We start from the raw sequence: 20,551 nt of genomic DNA on the forward strand, positions 1-20,551 counted from the left end.
TAGCCGGAACCGACCCACGCCCTAGAGTGTGACCATGAGTTCTGACGAGAGCGCGCAGATCCCGGCCGAGGGCAACGGCTACGCCGAGAGGGCGGCTGCCGAGGCGGTGCCGCCCGCAAAGCCGGCGGCGAAGCCGAGCAGGGCAGAACGTGCCGCAGCTGCGAAGGCCGCGGAAGCCGCCGCCGCGCACCATCCGGCGCCCAATCCCGTCGTGATCGAGCCGATGACGCCGAGCCGATCGTTCTGGACGCGCATCGACAAGCCGTTCGTGTTCGGCATCCTGGTCACCCTTGGCGCGCTGACCGCCCTGCTGTTCGGCCTGATGCTCGCCAACCTCGCCACCGTGCTGATCTACATCGCGCTGGCCGCGTTCGGCGCGCTGGGTCTCGACCCGGCGGTGCGGATGCTGGAGCGACGGGGCATGCCGCGCGGCTGGGGCGTGCTCACCGTCATCCTCACCCTGCTCGCCCTCATCGTGCTGGTGCTCTGGCTGATCGTGCCGGTCATCGTGAAGCAGATCACGCTGTTCATCACCTCTATCCCGGGCATCATCCGCGACTTCCAGACCACCGAGCTCTACGACTCGCTGCAGAAGCAGTTCGGCGACCAGGTCGGCGAATGGGTGAAGCAGATCCAGGGCTTCCTCACCGACCCCGGCACCGTGCTCTCGATCGGCGGCGGCGCCCTGCAGGTGGGCACTTCGATCGCGACCGGCATCTCCGGCATGATCATCGTGCTGGTGCTCATGCTGTACTTCGTCGCCGGCCTCCCGAGCATCAAGACCTCGATGCTGCGGCTGGCCCCGGCGCGCGACCGCGCACGCGCGGCGGACATCACCGACCAGATCACCGACTCGGTCGGTGGCTACATCATGGGCATGGTCGTGCTCGCGTTCGCGAACTCCATGGTCACGCTCGCGCTGTTCTTCTTCCTGGGCCTGCCGTTCCCGCCCCTGATGGCGGCGATCTCGTTCCTGTTCACGCTGATCCCGCTGATCGGATCGGTGCTGTTCTGGATCGTCGGCTCGGTGATCGCCCTGTTCAGCAACCCGCTGATGGCTCTGGTGTTCGCGGCCTGCTACCTGGTCTACATGCAGATCGAGGCGTACTACCTGACCCCCAAGGTGATGAACCGGGCGGTCGCTGTGCCCGGCGCCCTCGTGGTCATCGGCGCGATGGCCGGAGGCACGCTGCTCGGCCTGCTCGGCGCCCTGGTCGCGGTGCCCGTCACGGCCTCGATCCTCATCATCATCAAGCAGATCTGGATCCCCCGGCAGGACGCCCGGGAATGATCCGCTGACACGCAAAGGCGGCCGGTCCCGATCGGGGCCGGCCGCCTTCGTCTGCGATGAGGGCGTCGCGGGCGGTCAGCCGACCAGGCCCTGGTCGGCCAGCCAGGCCTTGGCGATCGCGGCGGGCTCCTTCTTGTCGACCGTGGACTGCACGTTCAGGCCGATCAGCTCGTCGACGGTCAGCTTCGCGCTCACGGCGTTGATCGTCTTCGAGATGTCGTCGGCGATGTCCTCGCTGGCGATCGGGACGACGTTGGACGACAGGATCATGTTCTTCGGATCCTTAAGCGCCACGATCTTCTCAGTCTTGAAGGCCGGGTCGGCGCTGTAGATGTCGGCCACGTCGATCTTGCCTGCCAGCAGCGACTCGAGCGTGGTCGGTCCGGTGGCCGAGAAGTTCAGGTCGACGCCGTAGTCCGTCTTCGCCGCCGCAGGACCGTAGGGGCGCTTCTCGAACTCGGGCGCAGCGCCGATCGTGAGCTTCTTGTCGGCCTTGGCCAGGTCGCCGATCTCGACGAGGCCGTACTTGTCGGCCGTCGCCTTGGTCACCGTGTAGGTGTCCTGGTCGGTCGCCTGCGCGTAGTCGAGGGCGACCAGGCCGCTCGGCAGCGCATCCTTCAGCGCGGCGTAGACCTCGTCGGGGCCGGTGGCCTTGGCGCTCTTGTCGAGGTACTCCAGCAGGTTGCCGGTGTACTCCGGGAACAGATCGATCTGCCCGGACTCGACCTCGGGCATGTAGGCGTCGCGCTGCCCGATGTTGAACTTCTTCTCGACCGTGAAACCGGCATCCTCAAGTGCCTGCGCGTAGATCTCGGCGATGATCTCGTTCGAGTAGTACGCCTGCGATCCGACCACGATGGTCTGGTCGGATCCGCCGCTCGCGGCCGGCTTGTCGCTGGGCTTGTCGAGCGGGTTCCCGCCGCAGCCGGCGAGAGCCAGTGCAGCGAGGGCGGCGATCGCCGTGGCGGCGACGGTGCGGGTGGTGCGTCCGGTGAACATGATGTTCCTCTCTGACGGTGGTTTCTTTGCAGGTTCAGGCAGCGGATGCCGCGGCTTGCGGCTTTCCGCGGACGGGTGCGGTCCGAAGGCCGGCGGGAACGGATGCCCGCTGCGCGAGCGCGAGCAGCAGGTCGGCCAACAGGGCGAGAGCGGCGACGAGGATCGCGCCGGCGAGCACCATGTCGAAGCGATTGAGCGGGATGCCCTGGATGATCGGCGCGCCCAGACCGCCGAGGCCGACGTAGGCGCCGATGGTGACGGTGGCGATGATCTGCAGCGCCGCGGAGCGCAGGCCCGCGATCAGCAGCGGCAGCCCGAGCGGCACCTCGACCTTCCAGAGCAGTTGCCAGCGCGTCATCCCGAACGCGCGGGCGGCATCGATCACCTGCCGGTCGATCGCCTCGAAGCCGGTGTAGGCGCCGGCGAGCAGCGGCGGGATGCCGAGCAGCACGAAGGTCACGACGGCGGCCGCGGGGATCTGCAGCACTCCGAACAGCAGCACCAGCAGGATCATCAGGCCGAACGAGGGCAGCGCCCGCGCTGCTCCGGCGAACGCGACCGCGACCTCGCGGCCCTTGCCCGTGTGCCCGATCGCCCAGCCGATGGGCACGGCGATGAGCACCGCGATCAGCACCGAGATGCCGGTGTAGAGCAGGTGCTGGGCGAGCATGACCGGGATCGAGTTCGGTCCCTGCCACTGCTCGGGTGCGAACAGCCACGCGAACGCTTCGGCGAAGACGTTCATCCGCGCTCCCCCTTCGTCAGCGCAAGGGCGCCGGGATCGATCGCCGCCGGGTCGTCCGCGGGATCGACGACGACGGATGCAGGACGATCCGCAGCATCCGCGTCGCTGCGCGAACCGCGCCGGCGCGAGCCGATCCGCGTCCATGGCATGAGCAGCCTGCCGAGCAGCACCAGCAGCACGTCGACGATCAGCGCGATCACCAGCACGGCGACGACGCCGGCGAGCACCTCGGCGATCAGCCGCCGCTGCAGGCCGGCGGTGAACAGGTAACCAAGGTTGGTGACACCGATCAGGATGCCGACGGTCGCGAGCGAGATCGTGCTGACCGCCGCCACACGGAGCCCGGCGAGGACGACCGGCCCGGCGAGCGGGAACTCCACGGTGAAGAACCGTCGCACGGGTCCGTAGCCGAGCGCTGTGGCCGACTCGCGCACCACAGGGTCGACGGAGTCGAGCCCGTCGGCGACGGCGCGCACCAGGATCGCGATCGCGTAGATCGTCAGTGCGATCACCAGATTGAGCTCGGTGATGGCCGAGTAGCCGAACAGAGCGGGCAGCAGCATGAACAGCGCCAGTGAGGGGATCGTGTAGAGCAGTCCGGTGGCGACGATGATCCAGCCGCGCAGGCGCGTGTACCGCCAGGCGACCCAGCCGAGCGGCACCGACAGGATGAACCCGATGACGATGGCGATCACGCTCTGTCGCAGGTGCACGACGGAGAGATCGAGGATCATCCCGATGTTGTCGACGATCCAGTCCACGTCAGCCGCCTTCGACCACCGGTGCCGCGGCATCGGAGACGATCGACCCCTGGGTGCGGCCGAACTCGTCGACGACGACTGTTCCGCGCGGCGTCTGCTTCAGCCGCAGCGCGCGCTTGCCGCGGTCGCCGCCGATGAACGCGGTGACGAAGTCATCGGCCGGATTCTCGATGATCTCGCTGGGCGTGCCGCGCTGGACGACGCGCGCGCCCACGTCGAGGATGACGACCTGGTCGCCGAGCAGGAACGCCTCGTCGATGTCGTGCGTGACGAACACGACGGTCTTGCCCAGCTCGCGCTGCAGGCGGATGAGCTCCTGCTGCAGATCCGCGCGCACGATCGGGTCGACGGCGCCGAACGGCTCGTCCATGAGCAGGATGTTGGGGTCTGCGGCGAGCGCCCGGGCGACCCCGACGCGCTGCTGCTGTCCGCCCGAGAGCTGTGCGGGATAGCGGCCGGCGAGCGACTGCGCCAGGCCGACGGTGTCGAGCAGCTCGCGCGCCCTGGCGTGCGCCTCCGCGCGCCCCACGCCGGTGATGCGCAGCACGGTGGAGACGTTGTCGATCACGGTGAAGTGCGGCATGAGGCCGGAGTTCTGCAGCACGTACCCGATGCGACGGCGCAGGGCGACGGGGTCACCGTTGAGCACGCTCTCGCCGTCGATCTGCACGTCACCCGAGGACGGCTCGACCATGCGGTTGATCATGCGCAGCAGCGTGGTCTTGCCGCAGCCGGATGATCCGACGAACACGGTGGTCTTGCGGGCGGGGATCTGCAGGCTGAAGTCCCGCACGGCGGAAGTGCCGTCGGGGAAGGTCTTCGATACGGATCGGAACTCGATCATGGGCGGCCCCTAGGAGCGGACCTCAACTTCGGGGCTGAAGGCGACATAGCCCGAGAAGTCGGTGCCCACCGCCTCTATCTCGGACGGGGAGGGCTCGGGGTAGGTCCAGGCGAGATCCTCGTGCTTCTCGCCGTCGACGATCACCGAGTAGTTCTGGCGGACGCCCTTCTCCGAGGAGGTGTGCGGCGTGGGGCTCTCGACCAGCGCAGCCGGGTGCACGGTGGACGGCGGGAAGTAGTAGTTGCCCTCGATCTGCACCAGCTCGGACTCGTCGGCTTCGGCGAGCACGGTTCCTGCGAACACTGCCTTCATCAGGCCTCCTCCGGATCTGTACCGAGCCTAGGGTCTGCCGCCGACATCCGGCCCCGTTTCCCACGGAACCGTGAGAAACGCGCCATCCGTTGTCCCGGCGGCCGGCTGCGCGGATACTTTGTGCATGGCCATCCGGGAGGCCGCGGTCATCGACTGGACCGGGCGTTTCGACTCGCTCGTCGCGAACGAGTCGTCCCTGGGCGCTCGAGAGCTCGACGAGCTCGGCCAGGCTGCCTGGTTCACCGGCCGTCATGACGTCTGCGAGCGGGCTTGGGAACGTGCGTTCCGGCGCTTCCTGGACGACGGGTCCGGTTCGGATGCGGTGCGCTGTGCCTTCTGGCTCGGGTTCACACTCGGAGAGCACGGCGACGCGGTGAAGGCCGGGGGCTGGATGGCCACCCTGCTCGATCTCGGCGAGCGCTTCGCCGGCGACCCGCGCACCGACGCCGTCACCGCACTCTGCCGGGCACAGGCGGTCTACCTGCGGGGCGATGTCGCGGAGTCCGCCGCGCTGTACCGTGCGGCGGGTCGTGCCGCATCCGGCGTCGACGCCGATGTGGAGGTGCTCGCCGTGATGGGCGAGGGCCGGGCCCTCATGCGCGCCGGTCGCATCGACGACGGCGTCGCATGCATGGATCGGGTCATGCTGATGATCGCTACAGGGCACGTGAGCGATCGAGGTGCCGGCCCTGCGTACTGCGCGGTGATCGCGAGCCTGCTCGCCCGCGGAGACATCGAGCGGGCCAGAGTGTGGACGAGAGACCTGGGCGACTGGTGCGACGCCCAGCGCGGACTCGAGCCGTTCCGCGGCGAGTGCACGCTGCACACAGCCACGGTCATGCAGTTCGGCGGCGAGTGGACCGCCGCGCTGGATGCTGCCGACGGCGTCTGCCGCACCGAGGAGCGCACGGACACGCTCGGCAACGCGTGGTACCGCCTCGGCGAGCTGCACCGCGTCACCGGACGCGCCGAACCCGCCCTGCACGCCTACCGGCGGGCCGCCGCACTCGGCCGCGAGGTGCAGCCCGGGCTGGCGCTCGTGCACCGCGACGCCGGCGAGCTCGACACCGCCTGGGCAGGACTCGTCAGGGCTCACTCGACGGCGCGAGAGCCGGCGGTGCGCGCCGAGCTGCTCTTCGCCGCGGTGCTCGTCTCGCTCGACCGGCGGCGGGCCGCAGACGCCGCCGACGCCGCCGCCGAGCTGCGCGGCTTCGCGGCGGGCGATCTGCTGTACCTCCGTGCACTCTCGTCGCACGCCGACGGGCTGGTCGCCCTGGCCGAAGGAGCGGACGCGGATGCGCAGACCCTGCTCCGCGGAGCCTGGTCGGCCTGGCGGCGACTCGACGCCCCGTACGAGGCCGCACTGACGCGCGTCGCGATCGGCCGCACTGCCCGCGCCGCCGGTGACGAAGAGGGCGCGCAGCTCGAGTTCGACGCCGCCCGCACAGTGCTGGAGGGCCTCGGCGCCGTCCCCGACCTGGTTCGACTCGAACGGATCGCGGCGAACGCCGGCGCCGCGCCCGCTCCGACTGCCGGCCTGAGTCCGCGCGAGCGCGAGGTGCTCGATCTCGTCGCGCACGGATGCTCGAACCGGCGCATCGCCGAGCGGCTGTTCCTCAGCGAGCGCACGGTCGCGCGTCACGTGGGCAACATCCTCGCCAAGCTCGGCGTGCCGAGCCGCTCCGCAGCGACGGCGTACGCGTTCGAACACGGCCTCGTCTCGCCCTCCTGACTCGATTGGTCATTTCTGCCGATGTCCGGTGGATGCCCCGTCCGTAGCGTCTGGGGAAAGGAGGAATCATGTCCACCACAACCCTCGACCTGGCCATCGTCGGAGCCGGCGCGGCCGGCCTGCACACCGCCGCGCTGGCGAGCGAGCGCGGCATCACCTTCGAGGTGTACGACGACCACGCGCGCATCGGCGACAGCTGGCGCGAGCGCTACCGGTCGCTGCGCCTGTTCACCCCTCGACGCTGGGCCAAGCTGCCCGGGATGCCGCTCGACATCGGCTTCTTCGACTATCCGACCGGGGGCCAGCTCGCCGACTACCTGGAGCGATATGCCGCGGCGTTCGATCTGCCGGTGCGCACGTCGACACGCGTGGAGCGGCTCACCGCAGAGGAGGGACGGTTCCGTCTCGTCCTCTCCGGCGACCGTGAGGTCGTCGCCGCGCGGGTGATCGTCGCGGCCGGTGCGCACCACAGGGCGATCACGCCGCCCTTCGCCGCCGAGCTGGATCCCGGCATCCGGCAACTGCACTCCCTCGACTACCGCGGACCGGAGGACTTCGCTGACGGACCGGTGCTGGTCGTGGGAGCGGCGAACTCCGGAACCGACATCGCCCTGGAGGCAGCCGCGGCGGGGCACCGGACGACCATCGCCGGACGCGACCCCGGGCAGGTGCCCGGCCGGATCGACACCCCGATCGGCAACCTGGTCTCGAGCATCTTCATCCGGCGGCTGCGGAACACCACGGTCGACACCGAGAAGGGCAGGCGCTTCATGCAGGAGCACCAGGGGCACGGTGTGAACCTGGTGCGCAACCACCTGGTCGATCTCGACCGGCGGGGCGTGCGCCGGGTCGGACGGGTCGGACGGGTGGACGACGGCCGACCGGTGCTCGAGGACGGCGAGATGCTGGATCCGGCGACCGTCGTGTGGTGTACCGGATCGCTGCCGCGGCTGGACTGGCTGCAGATTCCCGCCGCCTTCGACGGGAACGGCCGGCCCGCGCACGAGCGGGGGATGTCGACGGGCGCGCCAGGGCTCGCGTTCGTCGGCCTCCCGTTCCAGTACTCGGCGGCGTCGCCGACGCTGATGGGGATGGGCAGGGATGCCGCGTACGTGATGGAGCGCCTGTTCAGTGCCAGGGCGGCCGCGCTCGCGGCTGCGTGACCGGGGGTCAGCGCACCGGCAGGAAACAGGTCGGCGTGGGCGCCGGTGCGGTGTGCCGGATGTCGCGCGGAGCACCGGTGCGCTCGTCGATGTCGAGCACCGACACCGTGTCGGACCGCTGCCCGGCGACCAGCAGAGCGCCCTCGTGCACAAGGTGGTGCCGCGGCCAGTCCACGCCCGAGTCGGCGAGTGCGAGCGGCTCGACGATCTCACCGCCGCCGCGCACGCGGAGAGCTGCGATCGTATTGCTGCCGCGCAGGGCGGTGTACAGCGTCTCGCCGTCTCGTGAGCGGGCGAGCTCGGCCGGGAAGTCGAAGCCCGGTGTCGCGATCGCCGAGACGACCACGCCCGAGACGAGTCCCCAGCGACCTTCACGATCGGCGGTCAGCGTGAACACCTCGCAGGAGTACTCGGTCACCACGTGCAGGTGTCCGCTGGGGTGCGCGACCATGTGCCGTGGGCCGGAGCCGCGCTGCAGCACGACCTCGTGGTCGAGCTGCAGCCCCGTCGCGGCCGGCCGCCAGATGCGCACCAGGTCGAAGCCGAGGTCGGTCGTCGCGATCCGCCCGTCTCGCAGGAACACCGCGGCATGCGCGTGCGAGACCCGCGGGTCGGTTCCGGTCGGCGTCGGGTAGGGGTCGGATGCCTGCCCCGGCTCGGCCCCGGGGGTGTGCTGGTCGTCCCCGAACAGCGCTGCGCGCAGCGCGGCGGCCCTGTCCGCGGCATCCGGAACCAGGCGCCCCTCAAAGTCGAGCCCGATGCGCACGACCCGGCCGTCGCCGTAGCAGCTGGCGACCAGGAACCGGCCGTCGGGCGAGACCGCCAGGTGGCAGACGGCGGCACCGGCGGGGACCGGTGCGCCCAGCGGGCGCAGCGAGGACTCGCCGTCGCGCACGAAGGCCGCGACCTCGCCCGATCCCTCCAGCGCCGCGTACACGACGTCGAGAGACGGATGCTGCGCCAGCCAGGACGGGTCCGGGGCCGGCGCGACCGTGCCGCGGTAGGCCAGGGTCGTCTGCGGGCGCGCTTCGTCGCCCGCGAGCAGACCGATGCCCGCGGCATCCCCGTCCATGTCGGAGCCGTAGCCGCCGAGCCAGAACCGCGTCATGCGGCATCCTCTCTTGTCGCCGAGTGAGCCGGGTGCCGACGGGCGAACCGCCTGCCGCCGAGGGCACCGGTCACGCATGTCGGCAGCCGGTGCCCTCGTAGGCGGACTGGTTCACTCGCGCGCCAGTCCGGCCGCGCGGAGCTCAGTCGAGCAGATCGTGGCGGACGATGACCTCGTCGCGCTCCGGGCCGACGCCGATCACCGAGATGCGCGTGTTGCTCATCTTCTCGAGCGCGAGCACGTAGTCCTGCGCGTTCTGCGGCAGATCCTCGAACCGGCGGGCCGTGGAGATGTCTTCCTTCCAGCCGGGGAAGGTCTCGTAGATCGGCTTCGCGTGGTGGAAGTCGGTCTGGTTCACCGGCACGTCATCGAAGCGGGTGCCGTCGACGTCGTAGGCCACGCAGACCGGGATCCGGTCCAGGCCGGTCAGCACGTCGAGCTTGGTGAGCACCAGATCGGTGATGCCGTTCACGCGGGTCGCGTAGCCGGTGATCGGCGCGTCGTACCAGCCGGTGCGACGCAGGCGACCGGTGGTCGTGCCGTACTCGAAGCCGGTCTTGCGCAGCCACTCGCCCATCTCGTCGTTGAGCTCGGTCGGGAACGGACCGGAGCCGACGCGCGTCGTGTAGGCCTTGACGATGCCGACGATGCGGTCGAGGCTGTTCGGGCCCACGCCCGAGCCGGCCGCAGCCCCCGCGGCCGTCGCCGTCGACGAGGTCACGAACGGGTAGGTGCCGTGGTCGACGTCGAGCATGGTCGCCTGGCCGCCCTCGAACACCACGACCTCGCCGCGGCCGAGCGCCTCGGCGATCAGGTGGCCGGTGTCGGCGACCATCGGGCGCAACCGCTCGGCGTAGCCCAGCAGCTCGTCGACGATCTCGTCGCACGTGATGGCGCGGCGGTTGAAGACCTTCACCAGCAGGTGGTTCTTCTGGTCGAGGGCGCCCTCGACCTTCTGCCGCAGGATGTTCTCGTCGAAGAGGTCCTGCACGCGCAGACCGACCCGGTTGATCTTGTCGGCGTAGGCCGGGCCGATGCCGCGGCCGGTGGTGCCGATGTTGCGCTTGCCGAGGAAGCGCTCGGTGACCTTGTCGAGGGTGCGGTGGTACTGCGTGATCAGGTGCGCGTTCGCACTGACCTTGAGCTTGGAGACGTCGACGCCGCGGGCCGAGAGCGCCTCGAGCTCGCTGAAGAGCACCTCGAGGTCGACCACGACGCCGTTTCCGATCACGGGCGTCACGCCCGGAGTCAGGATGCCGGAGGGCAGCAGGTGCAGGGCGTACTTCTCGTCGCCGACGACGACGGTGTGACCGGCGTTGTTGCCGCCGTTGAACTTCACCACCCAGTCGGTGCGCTCGCCGAGCAGGTCAGTCGCCTTGCCCTTACCCTCATCGCCCCACTGGACGCCGACGATTACTAGTCCTGGCATGGGTGGACCCCCTGGATTTCGCTGTTCGCCGGGCTTGCACCGGCCGATGAGCTGGCCCTGAGCGGGCTTTTCCATCCTACCGGGCGGGCTCCGCGCTACAGTTTCGCCATGACGACATGGTGGCCGTGGGCCCGACTGGCCGCCGCCGCGCTGACCGCAGCCGCCATCATCGCTCAGCTGATCCGCACCCTCGAGCGCACGCTCGCGGCATCCGATCCCTGGACCGCGCACGTGCCCACCGTGATCGCGAACTTCTTCAGCTTCTTCACGATCCTGTCGAACGTCGGCGCGGTGGTCGCACTGGCGATCGGCGGAGTGTGGATGCTGCGGCACACGACCGGATCCGTGCCGCAATGGCTGGCCACGCTGCTGCTGTGCGTCTCGACGTACATGATCGTGACCGGCATCGTCTACAACGTGCTGCTGCGCGGCATCGCACTGGATCAGGGTTCGACGGTGTGGTGGTCGAACGAGGTTCTGCACGTGGTCACGCCGCTGTTCCTGCTCGCCGACGTGCTGTTCGCACCGCGTCCGCGCGCACTGTCCTGGTCGTCGCTGTGGATCGTGGCCGCTTTCCCGATCGTCTGGGTGGTCTACACGCTGATCCGCGCGAACTTCATCATCGGGCCCGCGACCGGCGACCCGTGGTGGTACCCCTACCCGTTCCTGAACCCGCACCACGTGCCGGGCGGGTACCTGGGCGTCGCCGGCTACGTCGTCGGCATCGCCGTCGCGATCATCGCCGTGGCGGCCGCAGTGCTCTGGATCGGGCGCCGGCGCGCGGCATCCGTCGTACCGACCGTCGAGGATGCTGCGCTCAGCGGTCCGTGAGCATGCTGCGGGTCAGCCCGAGCTCGCCGAGCGCCGTCTCGGCCTGCTCACGTCTCATGTCGAGCGATTCGCCGATCTCGGCGGCCAGCCGGGGCCGGGCGCGCACCAGGGCGTCCACGGTCTCGAGCGGCACGGTCAGGACCGTGAGCATGCCCGCGGCCGTGGTGACCGCCTGGCTGCGCTGCCGGGTCAGGGCGGTGTGGCCGACCAGGTCGCCGCGCTCGGCGCCGGCGAAGTCCAGCCGGCTGCCCTGTACCTCGAGCGAGAGCGTGACCGCCCCCTCCACGATGAAGTGCACCTCGTCGGGAACGACGCCGCTGCCGAGTACCGTCTCACCGGCGCCGAACCGCTGCAGCCGCGAGGTCGTGCGCAGCAGGTCGCGGTCCTCGGCGGCGAGGTGCAGCGCAGGGGCGAGGTCTTCGATCGCGGCATCGAGTCGCGCGGGCTCGGCGATCGGATCGGTCGAATCGCCGTCGAGCGCGAGCCCGCGCCGGCGCGCGGCGTACCAGAGCCAGGAGAGGTACACGGTGAGCGCTCGCGAGGCGTCGGCGGGGGATGCCACGGGGATCGACACCGAGTACGCGCCCTTGCCGGAGTACTCCACCGACACGCGCTCGCGGGGCAGGCGCAGCGGCAGTCCTTCGGCCACGTCGATCAGCAGGGCGACCACCTCGTGCGGCGGGTCGTCGGTGGTGAAAGCGATGTCGGCGGTCGCCGCATAGGGGCCGTCCGGCTCGCTCATGTTCGTGAACGACGCCCCGGAGAGCGTCGAGTTCGGCACGATCTGGATGCCGGAGCCGGTGTCGATGTGCACCGCCCGCCAGTTCACCTCGGTGACCCGGCCCTTCACGCCGCCGGTGTCGAGGTGGTCGCCGATCTTGAACGGCTGCTCGAACAGCAGCAGGAGACCGGAGATCACACCGCCGACGGCGTTCTGCAGGGCAAGGCCGATGACGATGGAGGTCACCCCCAGTGCGGCGAAGAGCCCGCCGACATCCGCCTCCCACACCCAGGCGAACAGGATCGCGAGACCGACCACGACGAGCACGAGACGGGCGATCTCGATGAAGATCGTCGGGATGCGCTTGCGCCAGGAACCCTCCGAGGCGTTCGCGAACAGCACGACGTTGAACGCGGACAGCACCAGCAGGATCAGCAGGAAACCGAACACGGTGGCGACCACGCGCACCCAGACCTGATCGGCGGGCGACCGGATCGCGAACACGAGCAGCGCCAGCAGCGCGCCGGCGGGGATCACCCAGTTCCGCAGAATCGCGACCGGGCCGGCGAGCGGACTGTTGCGCCTGCGCAGGGCTCCCAGCAGCTCGGTGATGCCGACGAGCAGGACGGGGAAGCCGATCGCGATCCCGATCACCCACCAGGCCCACCCGTCGGCGAACGCCTCAGCCATGTCAGGCCACCTTCCACACGGTCTCGGACCGGCCCTGGACATCGACCGTGCCGGCTTCGATGTAGGAGAACAGCTCCTGCGTTCGGTCGCGCACATCCTGGCTGACGTAGATTCCCGGCTCGCCGGTCACCGAGCGCACCCGGTACGCGAGGTTCACGGCGTCGCCCCAGAGGTCGTAGGCGAGCGTGGTCCTCGCCACCAGACCGCTCGTGACCGTTCCGGTGTCGACGCCGACGCGCAGCGCGACCTCCGCCTCGTTCTGAGCGTTGAACCGCTCGATCACGCCGAGCATGCCGCGCGCGAACTCCACCGCGCGACGCACGTTGTCGACGCGCGGAACGACCAGGCCGGAGGATGCCAGGTACCCTTCGTGCAGGGTGCGCACCTTCTCGACTCCGACCTTCTCGGCGACCTCGTCGAATCCGCGCATGAGCGCGTTCAGCTGCGCGACCTCCTCCTCTGGGGAGAGCCCCTGGGCGTACTCGTCGAATCCGACCAGTTCGCCGAACACCACCGAGACGTTGTCGTGCGCCTCGGAGATCGCCTCATCGCCGGCGCGGTACTTCGCCGCGACGCTCTCCGGCATCAGCGTGTGCATCAGCTTCTCGTTCTCGGAACGCTGCTCGTCGATCAGCTGCTGCTTGATCCGCAGGCTGGAGGCCATGTCATTGAAGGCGCTGCCGAGGTCGCCGAACTCATCGCGGGACCCCTGCGGCACCTGTACGTCGAGGTCGCCCTCGGCCACTCTGTTGACTGCCCCCACGAGCCTGTGCACCGGCCTGGTGAACACCTGGGCGAGCAGCAGCGAGAGCAGGGCGACCGCGAGCATGATGCCCAGCAGCCAGATCAGCACCGTGCGGGTGAAGTCCGCGGTCGGCGCGAACGCCTCATCGGCGTCGATGCGGGCGATCACGACCCAGTCCAGATCCGGCACGTCGAGCGGTCCGTAGCTGACGACCGTGTCGCCGCTGAGATAGCCGGGGCCGACGAGGGTGCCCTCCTTGCCACGCTGCGCTCTCTCCACGCTCTCGGCCTTCGCCGGCTGCAGCAGGACCGTGCCGCCGACTTCGACGACTCGCTTGGCCGTCCGCGGCGGGGTGCCCGCTTCGATCACCTTCTGGGCGTACTCCTTCGGGTGCTGGACGAGCGCGCGCGAGTTGCTGCGCATCAGGTCGTCCCGGCCGACCAGGTACACCTCGCCGGTGTCGCCGAGCCCCTGTCCCTTCCAGTTCTCATCGCCGGTCATCACATCGTTCACGAACGACAGCGGCAGCTGCATGGCGAGCACTCCGGTGATGCCGGAGTCGTTGCCGATCGGGGAGAGCACCCACATGCTCGGCACGTCCAGCGAGGGGATCCAGCGCTCGAAGTCGGTCAGCTCCGTGGTGTTGACCGAGTTCGTGGCGACCGCCTTGCGGTAGGCGCCGGCCAGTGCGCTCTCCTCGTAGGGGCCGTCGTTGAGGTTGGTGCCGAGGTCGACGCCCTTGTACGCCGAGAACACGACGTCGCCGTCCAGGTTCAGCAGCAGCACATCCTCATAGCCGGCCTGCTCGACGAGGCGCGCGAAGTAGTCGCCATAGCGCTCGGCGGCGACCGAGTACGCCGTTCCATCGCCGGCGTCGTTCGCGCGGAGGATCTTGTCGTAGTCCTTGTCGAAGTCCTCGTTCTTGACCGAGTAGTGCGCCTGCAGCCAGCGGCCGGCGTTCGATGAGGGGATGAAGGCTGCGTCGCCGTACTCATCGGTGGAGCGCTTCTCCAGCTCAGGGATGAAGACGTCTCGGTGATAGGCCTCGAGTGCGTCGGCCTGGGCGGCGTCGAGCTCCCGGCCCTGCAGCTCGTCGAAGGCGGCGTTGAGCGCCTTCGAAGCGTTCTGCGCGCTGAGGTTGCGGGAATTCAGCGCGGCGCTGCGCTTGGCGTCCTCGATCGCGGTGACCATCTCATAGCTACGCATCTCACGGATGGTGGTGAGCTGGTCGATCGCCGACTCATGCAGGGACTGCCGGCCGTTGATGAATCCCACGGCGCCGACGATCACCGACGACACCAGGCTCACCCCCAGCAGCATGATGAGCAGCTTCGACTGGATGCTGAGTCCGCCGCGCCTCCGGCGCTTCGTCCTCGCCCGTTCCTCTGTCACCTGGGTAGCGTCGGCCACCGTGATCCCCCCGTCCGAGGGGTCGTCACGATCCCCCTCGCCACGAAGCTATCGGTATCCCAAATCCGAATGGAAGAGGCAGCTGCGGAATTCCCCGGCGGTCGCGCCCAGTGCGGAACAATCGCGCACCCCTGATGGTTGTATTCACATGAATACGACACTTGCGCAGTGCCTGCACATCTGCAGCGTGCATGAGCGAGGTCAGAAGGACGAAGAATCATGGATTTCATCTACGGCGACGACACCGGACTGGTGATCGACTGGACCCAGATGCCGACGTACAACACCATCATGTCGATAGCTGCCGGCGCGGGGCTGATCCTGCTGGTGCTCCTGGGACGCGCACTCCAGCGCGACAAGGCGTTCCGCGCTGAAGGCTGGGCGTTGTCGGCGGGAGTGCTCGGCTTCATCCTCACCCTCACCGGCGCTCACATGACGCTGACCTGGCCGTTCGCGAAGTACTTCCCGTTCGACAACATCATCTTCGGTGAGACCAGTCTCGGGTTCGGCGTGCTGCTGCTCGCGGCATCCTTCTACCTGTGGAAGCGGGGTGGCAGGCTCGCCGATTCCGAGGATCGCGCCGCCGAGGCCGCCGCGACCGCGAAGCCGCTCGGCATCTTCATCTTCGGATTGGGACTCGCCCTCTTCGGCATCGCCGCGGCCGGGGTCATCTTCCAGCTGTTCGCCGCTCCGCCCGAGGAGCCGGTCTCGGGCGCGTTCGCTCAGTGGCCGTGGATCGAGGCCGCGTTCATGTCGGGCCTCTTCGCGCTCATCGGCGTCGGCTCGGTGCTGTTCCCGTTCGCGCTGAACTCGTTCAGCAGCACGCGACCGATCTCCGGCGTCGCGAAGACCATGGGAGTCGTCTGGACGGTGGCCGGCGTCGTGTTCCTACTGTTCGGTGCGCTGAACTTCTACACGCACATCGGACTGATCGTGAACACGATGGGCTGAGCCGCCCCGAACACAAGATGCCGCTCCCGACTGTGCGACGGGAGCGGCATCTTCACTCAGACGGCGAGCAGCCCCTCGCGGTCGTCGGCCGGTGTCGACAGGTAGCGCGGGAGGGAGTCGTCCAGCTCCTGCAGCCACGGGGTGTGGTGCTCGACGGCCATCGTCCCGGTCATCACCGAGCGGTACGCGCGGTCGCGGTAGCCCATGATGTCGGCCTTCTTGTCGTGCTTCCACTCGAGGAAGATCTCGACCACGCGGTCGATGTCGAACTCGGGGTAGTCGGTCTGCTGCATCAGGTCGCGCACGTAGTCGGCCTGGAAGCGGATCTCGTCCGCCGCAATCCCGATCGCCGCGAAGCGCCGACGCCGCTCCGCGATCGACGCCGCACGCTCTGCCGCATCCGGCAGCTCGATCCTGCCCAGGATGAGGTCGCGCACGTACCAGGCCTGCACGTCGAACATGTTGAAGGTGAACCACTGGTCCTGCGCGCCCAGGTAGGCCAGTCGCGGGTTCTGCTGCCAGATCACGCCGCGGTACAGACCGTCGGGATACACGTTGTTCGGCGACGAGAGCGACAGGTCGTCGGGCAGGAACGGGTACTTGTGCAGATAGCCCGTGCAGAGGATGACGGCATCGAAGTCCTTCGACGAGCCGTCGGCGAAGTGCACGGTGCTGCCGTCGAAGCGTTCGACGACCGGGCGCTCCTCGAAGCCGTCCGGCCAGTCGTATCCCATCGGTGCGGTGCGGTAGCTCGCCGTCACCGAGCGCGCACCCATCTTGAACGCCTGGCTGCCGATGTCCTCCGCGGAGTAGCTGCCCCCGATGACCAGCACGTCGCGGTCGGCGAAGCCCTCGGCACCGCGGAAGTCGTGGGCATGGCTGAGGTAGCCGGGGAAGGTCTCGATGCCCGGGAAGTCCGGCACGTTCGGGAAGGAGAAGTGACCGCTGGCGATGATCACCCGGTCGAACTCCGAGGTGGTGGACTCACCGCTGGGCAGGTGCTCGCTGGTCAGGGTGAACACCTCGCGGTCGGCGTCGTAGTCGACCCAGCGCACGATGGTCTGGAAACGGATGCGGTCGCGCACCGCGGTCTTCTCCAGGCGACCGGCGATGTAGTCCCACAGCACCGGGCGCGGCGGGTACGACGAGATCGGGCGGCCGAAGTGCTCGTCGAAGGAGTAGTCGGCGAATTCAAGCGCCTCCTTCGGGCCGTTTGACCACAGGTTGCGGTACATGCTGGAGTGCACCGGCTCGCCGAACTCGTCCAGTCCGGTGCGCCAGGTGAAGTTCCACTGGCCGCCCCAGTCGGCCTGCTTCTCGAAGCACACCACGTCCGGGATCTCCGCCCCGTCGCGGGCCGCGGACTCGAAGGCCCGCAGTTGCGCCATGCCCGAGGGGCCGGCGCCGATGATCGCTACTCGTTCTCTGCTCGTCACGTAACTGTCCTCTTCTTGCGTCATGTATGAATCGCAGCCGCGACCGTCCGGCGGAACAGGGCTCCGCCGGGCACCGGGAGCATCGTGCTCGACCGGCCCGCGGAAGCGGCTGTCCTTCGAACGTATCAGGAGGAGCGTGTGCGCTCGGAGCAGGCCCGGGTCACCAGCGGTTGTGCACGTCCTCGGCCCACCCGAAGATGCCGTCGAACGCGATCAGCTCACCCGCCTCGGTGCGGAACGTGCCCGACCAGTCGCCGAAGCACTGGTCGGTGGACGACGACAGGATGCCGAGATTCATGCGGCTGCGCTTGTCGTAGCCGGGCGTGAACGTGGCATCCAGTCCACCGCCGGTGATGCGCCACGGCCGGCGCCAGTCGGCGATGTCGTAGTCCCAGGTCAGCTCGGCGTGGATCTTGTGCAGCCGGCCGTCGACGAGGAACGAGTTCTCCGTCGATCCGGTGCCGTCGGTCCACTGCCCGCCGACCTGCACGCCGATCGTGCGTCCGTGCGAGACGCCGGAACCCGCGCCCCAGTTCCAGCGGACGTCGTAGGGCCAGCGCCCGCGGCCGTGATCGAGCACCGCCCACGACTCGCCCTGCGGCAGCCCGTGCTCCACGCCGTCGAGGACGAGGACGCCCGATGCCGGGCGCGCGACATCCTTGACCGTGTACTGGAAGCGCGTCTCGCTCCACGGCACGACCACCGCGAGCCGCTCGTGCCCGGCAGGAAGAGCGGCGACCACATCGATCTCGGCACCGGGGATCCGTGCGTGCAGCCGGGTACCGGCATCCGTCTCGTCGATGTCGATCTCGAGATCCTTCGCGCGGGCCCTGCTCGGCCCGGCCTCGAGCCGGGGCGGCAGCTGCACGCCGCGCGGCGGGATGTTCGTGACCGACCGATGCCAGGTCTGGTCGGTCGCACGGTCCCACACCCACACCTCGTGCACCGCGGCGTAGTCGATCGACGAGACCGTCAGTCCGACGACATGCGTCGGCGTCGCGATGTTCCAGTACTCCCAGCGCTTGTTGCGCCCGCGTCCGCGTCCGATCCCCGAGGTGTCGACCAGCGGATGCCGCGCCCAGCCGACCGCATCCGGATCGAGCCGGCCGTTCGGCAGCGTCAGGGGGACGGGGGCGGTGAGCTCGCGCTCTGCAGGCATGGGGAAGGCTCTCTCTCGGGGTGCGATCACCCTATCCGGGTAGGGTGATCCAACGGCCGCCTCCCCACCGGCCGTGTACCCGAACCGATCGGTGACCCTGATGTACCGCAGTAGCTACGAAGCCCCCGACGTAGCGCCCTCTGACGACGCCGTCGTGCTGCCGGACGCACTGAACCTGCCCGCGCACGATCTGCCGGTGCCGCCCGCGCCTGTCGATCTGACGCCCGTCGAACCCGCCGGGACCGTTCCGCCGATCCCGCCGAGGCCTCCCCAGCCTGCTGCCGCTCCGGCGTCCGGCACGCCGACCGTGCCGCTGCCGATGTCGCCGCAGGTGGCGCGCGTCCGCAATCAGAGGAGACTGCCCCTCCGCGCGCTCGCCTTCACCGGAGGGGCGATCGTCGTCGCCGGCATCGTCGTGGGCACGATCGCGATCGTGAGCGGCGGCGGCGAAGCGGCCCCCGTCGCCCGCGACCAGGCGTCGCTCACGGCGCCGTCGGACTCGGTTCTCCCGGGCGAACGGGGCGGGCCTGCTCCCGTCCGCACCGCACCTCCGACCGCCACTCCCGCACCGACCCCGGTGCCGGTTCCCGTGGTGCCACCGGCGCAGGCGGCACCCTCCGAACCGCCCGCGACGCGGGCACCGGCGCCCGACCCGGCTCCGAAGTCCCCGCCTTCGGCGCCTTCCGCGCCGAAGCCCGCTCCGTCGACGCCCTCCACACCGGCGGCGGCCCCGCCGCTCGCGTTCACCGGCATCAAGGAGAACCGCGGGCCCAATCTCATCGGCATCGAGATCGTCACGAGCTACACGCTGTCGATGACCGGTCAGCCGGGTTCGACAGCAGACGTGACGTACGGCTGGAAGGATGCCGGGTCGGTCACTTTCGACCCCGACGGCCGCGCGACACTCGACATCGGGCGCTCGGTGCTGGACCTCATCCCCGGGAACCCGAACGTGCGCGCGGAGTATTCCGACGGCACCGAGGGCGACCCGATCGAGATGAGTCGCAAGGACATTCCCACCTGAACCGTGCTCCGAGCCGCGGCGACTACCCTGTAGCGGGGCCGCCGCACGGCCCTCTGTGAGGAGACCGACGATGACCGAATCCTTCCCCGCTGCAGGCGGGGCGTCCGCCGCGCCCCCGCCGCCGCCCGCGCCGCCGATCTCTTCGGTGCCGGGCCCGTCGATGTCCTCGGCGCCCGCCGCTGCGGCATCCACGCCCCCGACGACCGCGCAGGGCGCCGGCGCCGACGTTGACCTCGCGCAGGCCCGCGAGATCATCCGGGTGATCTCGGATTCGTACTCGACCAAGATGGTCGGCCAGGAGCGCCTGCGCACCAGTCTGCTGATCGCACTGATCGCCGGCGGGCACATCCTGCTCGAGAGCGTGCCCGGCCTCGCCAAGACCACTGCGGCGAGCACCCTCGCCGACACGGTGAAGGCCAGCTTCAAGCGCATCCAGTGCACGCCCGACCTGCTGCCCGGCGACATCACGGGCAACCAGATCTACGACGCGTCCTCCGGCACCTTCCGCACGGTGCTCGGCCCGGTGCACGCGAACTTCGTGCTGCTCGACGAGATCAACCGCTCCAGTGCGAAGACCCAGTCGGCCATGCTCGAGGCGATGCAGGAGCGGCAGACCACGATCGGTGGGGAGATGCATCCGCTCCCCCGACCCTTCCTCGTGATCGCCACGCAGAACCCCATCGAGCAGGAGGGCACCTACGAGCTGCCCGAGGCGCAGATGGACCGCTTCCTGCTCAAGGAGATCGTGGAGTACCCGAGCCCGGCCGAGGAGTTCGAGATCCTCGGCCGCATCGACTCCGGCGTGCTCGACCCCGACAGGCACGTCCCCGGCGCGATCAGCCTCGACGACGTGCGGATGCTGCAGGAGACCGCAGCCCGCATCTACGTCGACCCCTCGATCCGCAACTACATCGTGCAGCTCGCGTACGTCACGAGGAACCCCGCGCCATACATCGGCGAGGAGCGCGCCCGGTACATCAAGTACGGCGCCAGCCCGCGTGCGAGCATCGCGTTCCTGCAGGCCTCCCGCGCCCTCGCACTGCTGAACGGTCGCGCCCACGTGCTTCCCGAGGACGTCCGCGAACTGCGTCACCTGGTGCTGCGGCACCGTGTGCTGCTGACGTTCGAGGCCGACGCCGAGGGCGTGCGCAGCGAGGAGATCATCGACCAGATCTTCGCCGCGGTGCCGACGCCGTAACC

At 69.3% G+C, this 20,551-nt stretch carries 18 protein-coding genes; 7 read left to right on the forward strand and 11 right to left on the reverse strand.

The features are described from left to right. The first annotated feature begins 34 nt into the window (after positions 1–34). Positions 35–1,291 carry an AI-2E family transporter gene (locus tag ACFVAE_RS10140; protein WP_378891302.1) on the forward strand — a complete coding sequence of 419 codons (1,257 nt, stop codon included), beginning with the start codon at positions 35–37 and terminating at the stop codon, positions 1,289–1,291. A gap of 75 nt (positions 1,292–1,366) precedes the next feature. Here the strand turns inward: ACFVAE_RS10140 and ACFVAE_RS10145 are convergent, their stop codons facing one another. Genes ACFVAE_RS10145 through ACFVAE_RS10165 form a run of 5 tightly spaced genes read right to left on the reverse strand, consistent with a single transcriptional unit; the run spans position 1,367 to position 4,952 of the window. Further along, on the reverse strand, positions 1,367–2,290 hold the full coding sequence (locus ACFVAE_RS10145) for an ABC transporter substrate-binding protein (RefSeq protein WP_378891305.1): 924 nt from the start codon (positions 2,288–2,290) through the stop codon (positions 1,367–1,369). 34 nt (positions 2,291–2,324) lie between these two features. Continuing rightward, positions 2,325–3,035 (reverse strand): ABC transporter permease, encoded by a 711-nt coding sequence (locus ACFVAE_RS10150; RefSeq protein WP_378891308.1) that lies wholly within the window; start codon positions 3,033–3,035, stop codon positions 2,325–2,327. Next, positions 3,032–3,796: an ABC transporter permease gene (locus ACFVAE_RS10155; protein ID WP_378891311.1), complete on the reverse strand. Its 765-nt coding sequence runs from the start codon at positions 3,794–3,796 to the stop codon at positions 3,032–3,034. Before ACFVAE_RS10155 ends, ACFVAE_RS10150 begins: the two co-directional genes overlap by 4 nt. A gap of 1 nt (position 3,797) precedes the next feature. Further along, positions 3,798–4,640 carry an ABC transporter ATP-binding protein gene (locus tag ACFVAE_RS10160; protein ID WP_378891313.1) on the reverse strand — a complete coding sequence of 281 codons (843 nt, stop codon included), beginning with the start codon at positions 4,638–4,640 and terminating at the stop codon, positions 3,798–3,800. Between the two features lie 9 nt (positions 4,641–4,649). Beyond that, a complete protein-coding gene (locus tag ACFVAE_RS10165; protein ID WP_378891316.1) occupies positions 4,650–4,952 on the reverse strand; it encodes a DUF427 domain-containing protein in 303 nt (100 codons plus the stop codon). Between the two features lie 124 nt (positions 4,953–5,076). Here ACFVAE_RS10165 and ACFVAE_RS10170 point away from each other — a divergent pair, with 124 nt between their 5' ends. After that, a complete protein-coding gene (locus tag ACFVAE_RS10170) occupies positions 5,077–6,684 on the forward strand; it encodes a LuxR C-terminal-related transcriptional regulator (RefSeq protein WP_378891318.1) in 1,608 nt (535 codons plus the stop codon). Between the two features lie 68 nt (positions 6,685–6,752). After that, complete coding sequence (locus ACFVAE_RS10175) at positions 6,753–7,847, forward strand: flavin-containing monooxygenase (protein WP_378891320.1); 1,095 nt, start codon at positions 6,753–6,755, stop codon at positions 7,845–7,847. Between the two features lie 7 nt (positions 7,848–7,854). On the opposite strand, the gene ACFVAE_RS10180 is transcribed toward ACFVAE_RS10175, so the two are convergent. Next, positions 7,855–8,955, reverse strand: coding sequence for a lactonase family protein (locus ACFVAE_RS10180; RefSeq protein WP_378891323.1), 1,101 nt, complete (start codon positions 8,953–8,955; stop codon positions 7,855–7,857). Positions 8,956–9,097: 142 nt separating this feature from the next. After that, a complete protein-coding gene (locus ACFVAE_RS10185) occupies positions 9,098–10,384 on the reverse strand; it encodes an adenylosuccinate synthase (protein ID WP_378891325.1) in 1,287 nt (428 codons plus the stop codon). Between the two features lie 108 nt (positions 10,385–10,492). Here ACFVAE_RS10185 and ACFVAE_RS10190 point away from each other — a divergent pair, with 108 nt between their 5' ends. Continuing rightward, the gene (locus ACFVAE_RS10190; RefSeq protein ID WP_378891327.1) at positions 10,493–11,215 is read left to right on the forward strand and encodes a Pr6Pr family membrane protein; all 723 of its coding nucleotides are present in this window, start codon (positions 10,493–10,495) and stop codon (positions 11,213–11,215) included. Here the strand turns inward: ACFVAE_RS10190 and ACFVAE_RS10195 are convergent. Continuing rightward, positions 11,202–12,626: a mechanosensitive ion channel domain-containing protein gene (locus ACFVAE_RS10195; RefSeq protein WP_378891330.1), complete on the reverse strand. Its 1,425-nt coding sequence runs from the start codon at positions 12,624–12,626 to the stop codon at positions 11,202–11,204. The two genes, ACFVAE_RS10190 and ACFVAE_RS10195, sit on opposite strands and share 14 nt — an antisense overlap. A gap of 1 nt (position 12,627) precedes the next feature. Then, positions 12,628–14,763 carry an adenylate/guanylate cyclase domain-containing protein gene (locus ACFVAE_RS10200; protein ID WP_378891333.1) on the reverse strand — a complete coding sequence of 712 codons (2,136 nt, stop codon included), beginning with the start codon at positions 14,761–14,763 and terminating at the stop codon, positions 12,628–12,630. 237 nt (positions 14,764–15,000) lie between these two features. On the opposite strand from ACFVAE_RS10200, the gene ACFVAE_RS10205 reads away from it, so the two are divergent. After that, entirely contained in the window at positions 15,001–15,732 is a 732-nt protein-coding gene (locus ACFVAE_RS10205; RefSeq protein ID WP_378891335.1) for a DUF981 domain-containing protein, read from the forward strand. A gap of 56 nt (positions 15,733–15,788) precedes the next feature. On the opposite strand, the gene ACFVAE_RS10210 is transcribed toward ACFVAE_RS10205, so the two are convergent. Together ACFVAE_RS10210 and ACFVAE_RS10215 are read right to left on the reverse strand one after the other, a co-directional pair. After that, the gene (locus ACFVAE_RS10210; RefSeq protein WP_378891338.1) at positions 15,789–17,192 is read right to left on the reverse strand and encodes an NAD(P)-binding domain-containing protein; all 1,404 of its coding nucleotides are present in this window, start codon (positions 17,190–17,192) and stop codon (positions 15,789–15,791) included. 136 nt (positions 17,193–17,328) lie between these two features. After that, positions 17,329–18,327, reverse strand: a complete 999-nt coding sequence (locus tag ACFVAE_RS10215) for a DUF2804 domain-containing protein (RefSeq protein WP_378891341.1) — start codon at positions 18,325–18,327, stop codon at positions 17,329–17,331. A 100-nt stretch (positions 18,328–18,427) separates the two neighbouring features. Between ACFVAE_RS10215 and ACFVAE_RS10220 the strand changes: the two genes are divergently transcribed. Both ACFVAE_RS10220 and ACFVAE_RS10225 read left to right on the forward strand, forming a co-directional pair. Continuing rightward, on the forward strand, positions 18,428–19,351 hold the full coding sequence (locus ACFVAE_RS10220; RefSeq protein ID WP_378891343.1) for a hypothetical protein: 924 nt from the start codon (positions 18,428–18,430) through the stop codon (positions 19,349–19,351). Positions 19,352–19,421: 70 nt separating this feature from the next. Continuing rightward, positions 19,422–20,549 (forward strand): AAA family ATPase, encoded by a 1,128-nt coding sequence (locus ACFVAE_RS10225; protein WP_378891346.1) that lies wholly within the window; start codon positions 19,422–19,424, stop codon positions 20,547–20,549. Positions 20,550–20,551 lie beyond the last annotated feature (2 nt).

Origin of the sequence: Microbacterium sp. NPDC057659 (genome assembly GCF_042799915.1) — a bacterium.
GTDB lineage: Bacteria > Actinomycetota > Actinomycetes > Actinomycetales > Microbacteriaceae > Microbacterium.

Coding starts and splice junctions, on each gene's coding strand:
- ACFVAE_RS10215 (WP_378891341.1), bottom strand. CDS start 18,327: ATGCCTGCAGAGCGCGAGCTCACCGCCCCCGTCCCCCTGACGCTGCCG.
- ACFVAE_RS10165 (WP_378891316.1), bottom strand. CDS start 4,952: ATGAAGGCAGTGTTCGCAGGAACCGTGCTCGCCGAAGCCGACGAGTCC.
- ACFVAE_RS10185 (WP_378891325.1), bottom strand. CDS start 10,384: ATGCCAGGACTAGTAATCGTCGGCGTCCAGTGGGGCGATGAGGGTAAG.
- ACFVAE_RS10190 (WP_378891327.1), top strand. CDS start 10,493: ATGACGACATGGTGGCCGTGGGCCCGACTGGCCGCCGCCGCGCTGACC.
- ACFVAE_RS10225 (WP_378891346.1), top strand. CDS start 19,422: ATGACCGAATCCTTCCCCGCTGCAGGCGGGGCGTCCGCCGCGCCCCCG.
- ACFVAE_RS10220 (WP_378891343.1), top strand. CDS start 18,428: ATGTACCGCAGTAGCTACGAAGCCCCCGACGTAGCGCCCTCTGACGAC.
- ACFVAE_RS10210 (WP_378891338.1), bottom strand. CDS start 17,192: ATGACGCAAGAAGAGGACAGTTACGTGACGAGCAGAGAACGAGTAGCG.
- ACFVAE_RS10205 (WP_378891335.1), top strand. CDS start 15,001: ATGGATTTCATCTACGGCGACGACACCGGACTGGTGATCGACTGGACC.
- ACFVAE_RS10145 (WP_378891305.1), bottom strand. CDS start 2,290: ATGTTCACCGGACGCACCACCCGCACCGTCGCCGCCACGGCGATCGCC.
- ACFVAE_RS10175 (WP_378891320.1), top strand. CDS start 6,753: ATGTCCACCACAACCCTCGACCTGGCCATCGTCGGAGCCGGCGCGGCC.
- ACFVAE_RS10140 (WP_378891302.1), top strand. CDS start 35: ATGAGTTCTGACGAGAGCGCGCAGATCCCGGCCGAGGGCAACGGCTAC.
- ACFVAE_RS10170 (WP_378891318.1), top strand. CDS start 5,077: ATGGCCATCCGGGAGGCCGCGGTCATCGACTGGACCGGGCGTTTCGAC.
- ACFVAE_RS10150 (WP_378891308.1), bottom strand. CDS start 3,035: ATGAACGTCTTCGCCGAAGCGTTCGCGTGGCTGTTCGCACCCGAGCAG.
- ACFVAE_RS10180 (WP_378891323.1), bottom strand. CDS start 8,955: ATGACGCGGTTCTGGCTCGGCGGCTACGGCTCCGACATGGACGGGGAT.
- ACFVAE_RS10160 (WP_378891313.1), bottom strand. CDS start 4,640: ATGATCGAGTTCCGATCCGTATCGAAGACCTTCCCCGACGGCACTTCC.
- ACFVAE_RS10195 (WP_378891330.1), bottom strand. CDS start 12,626: ATGGCTGAGGCGTTCGCCGACGGGTGGGCCTGGTGGGTGATCGGGATC.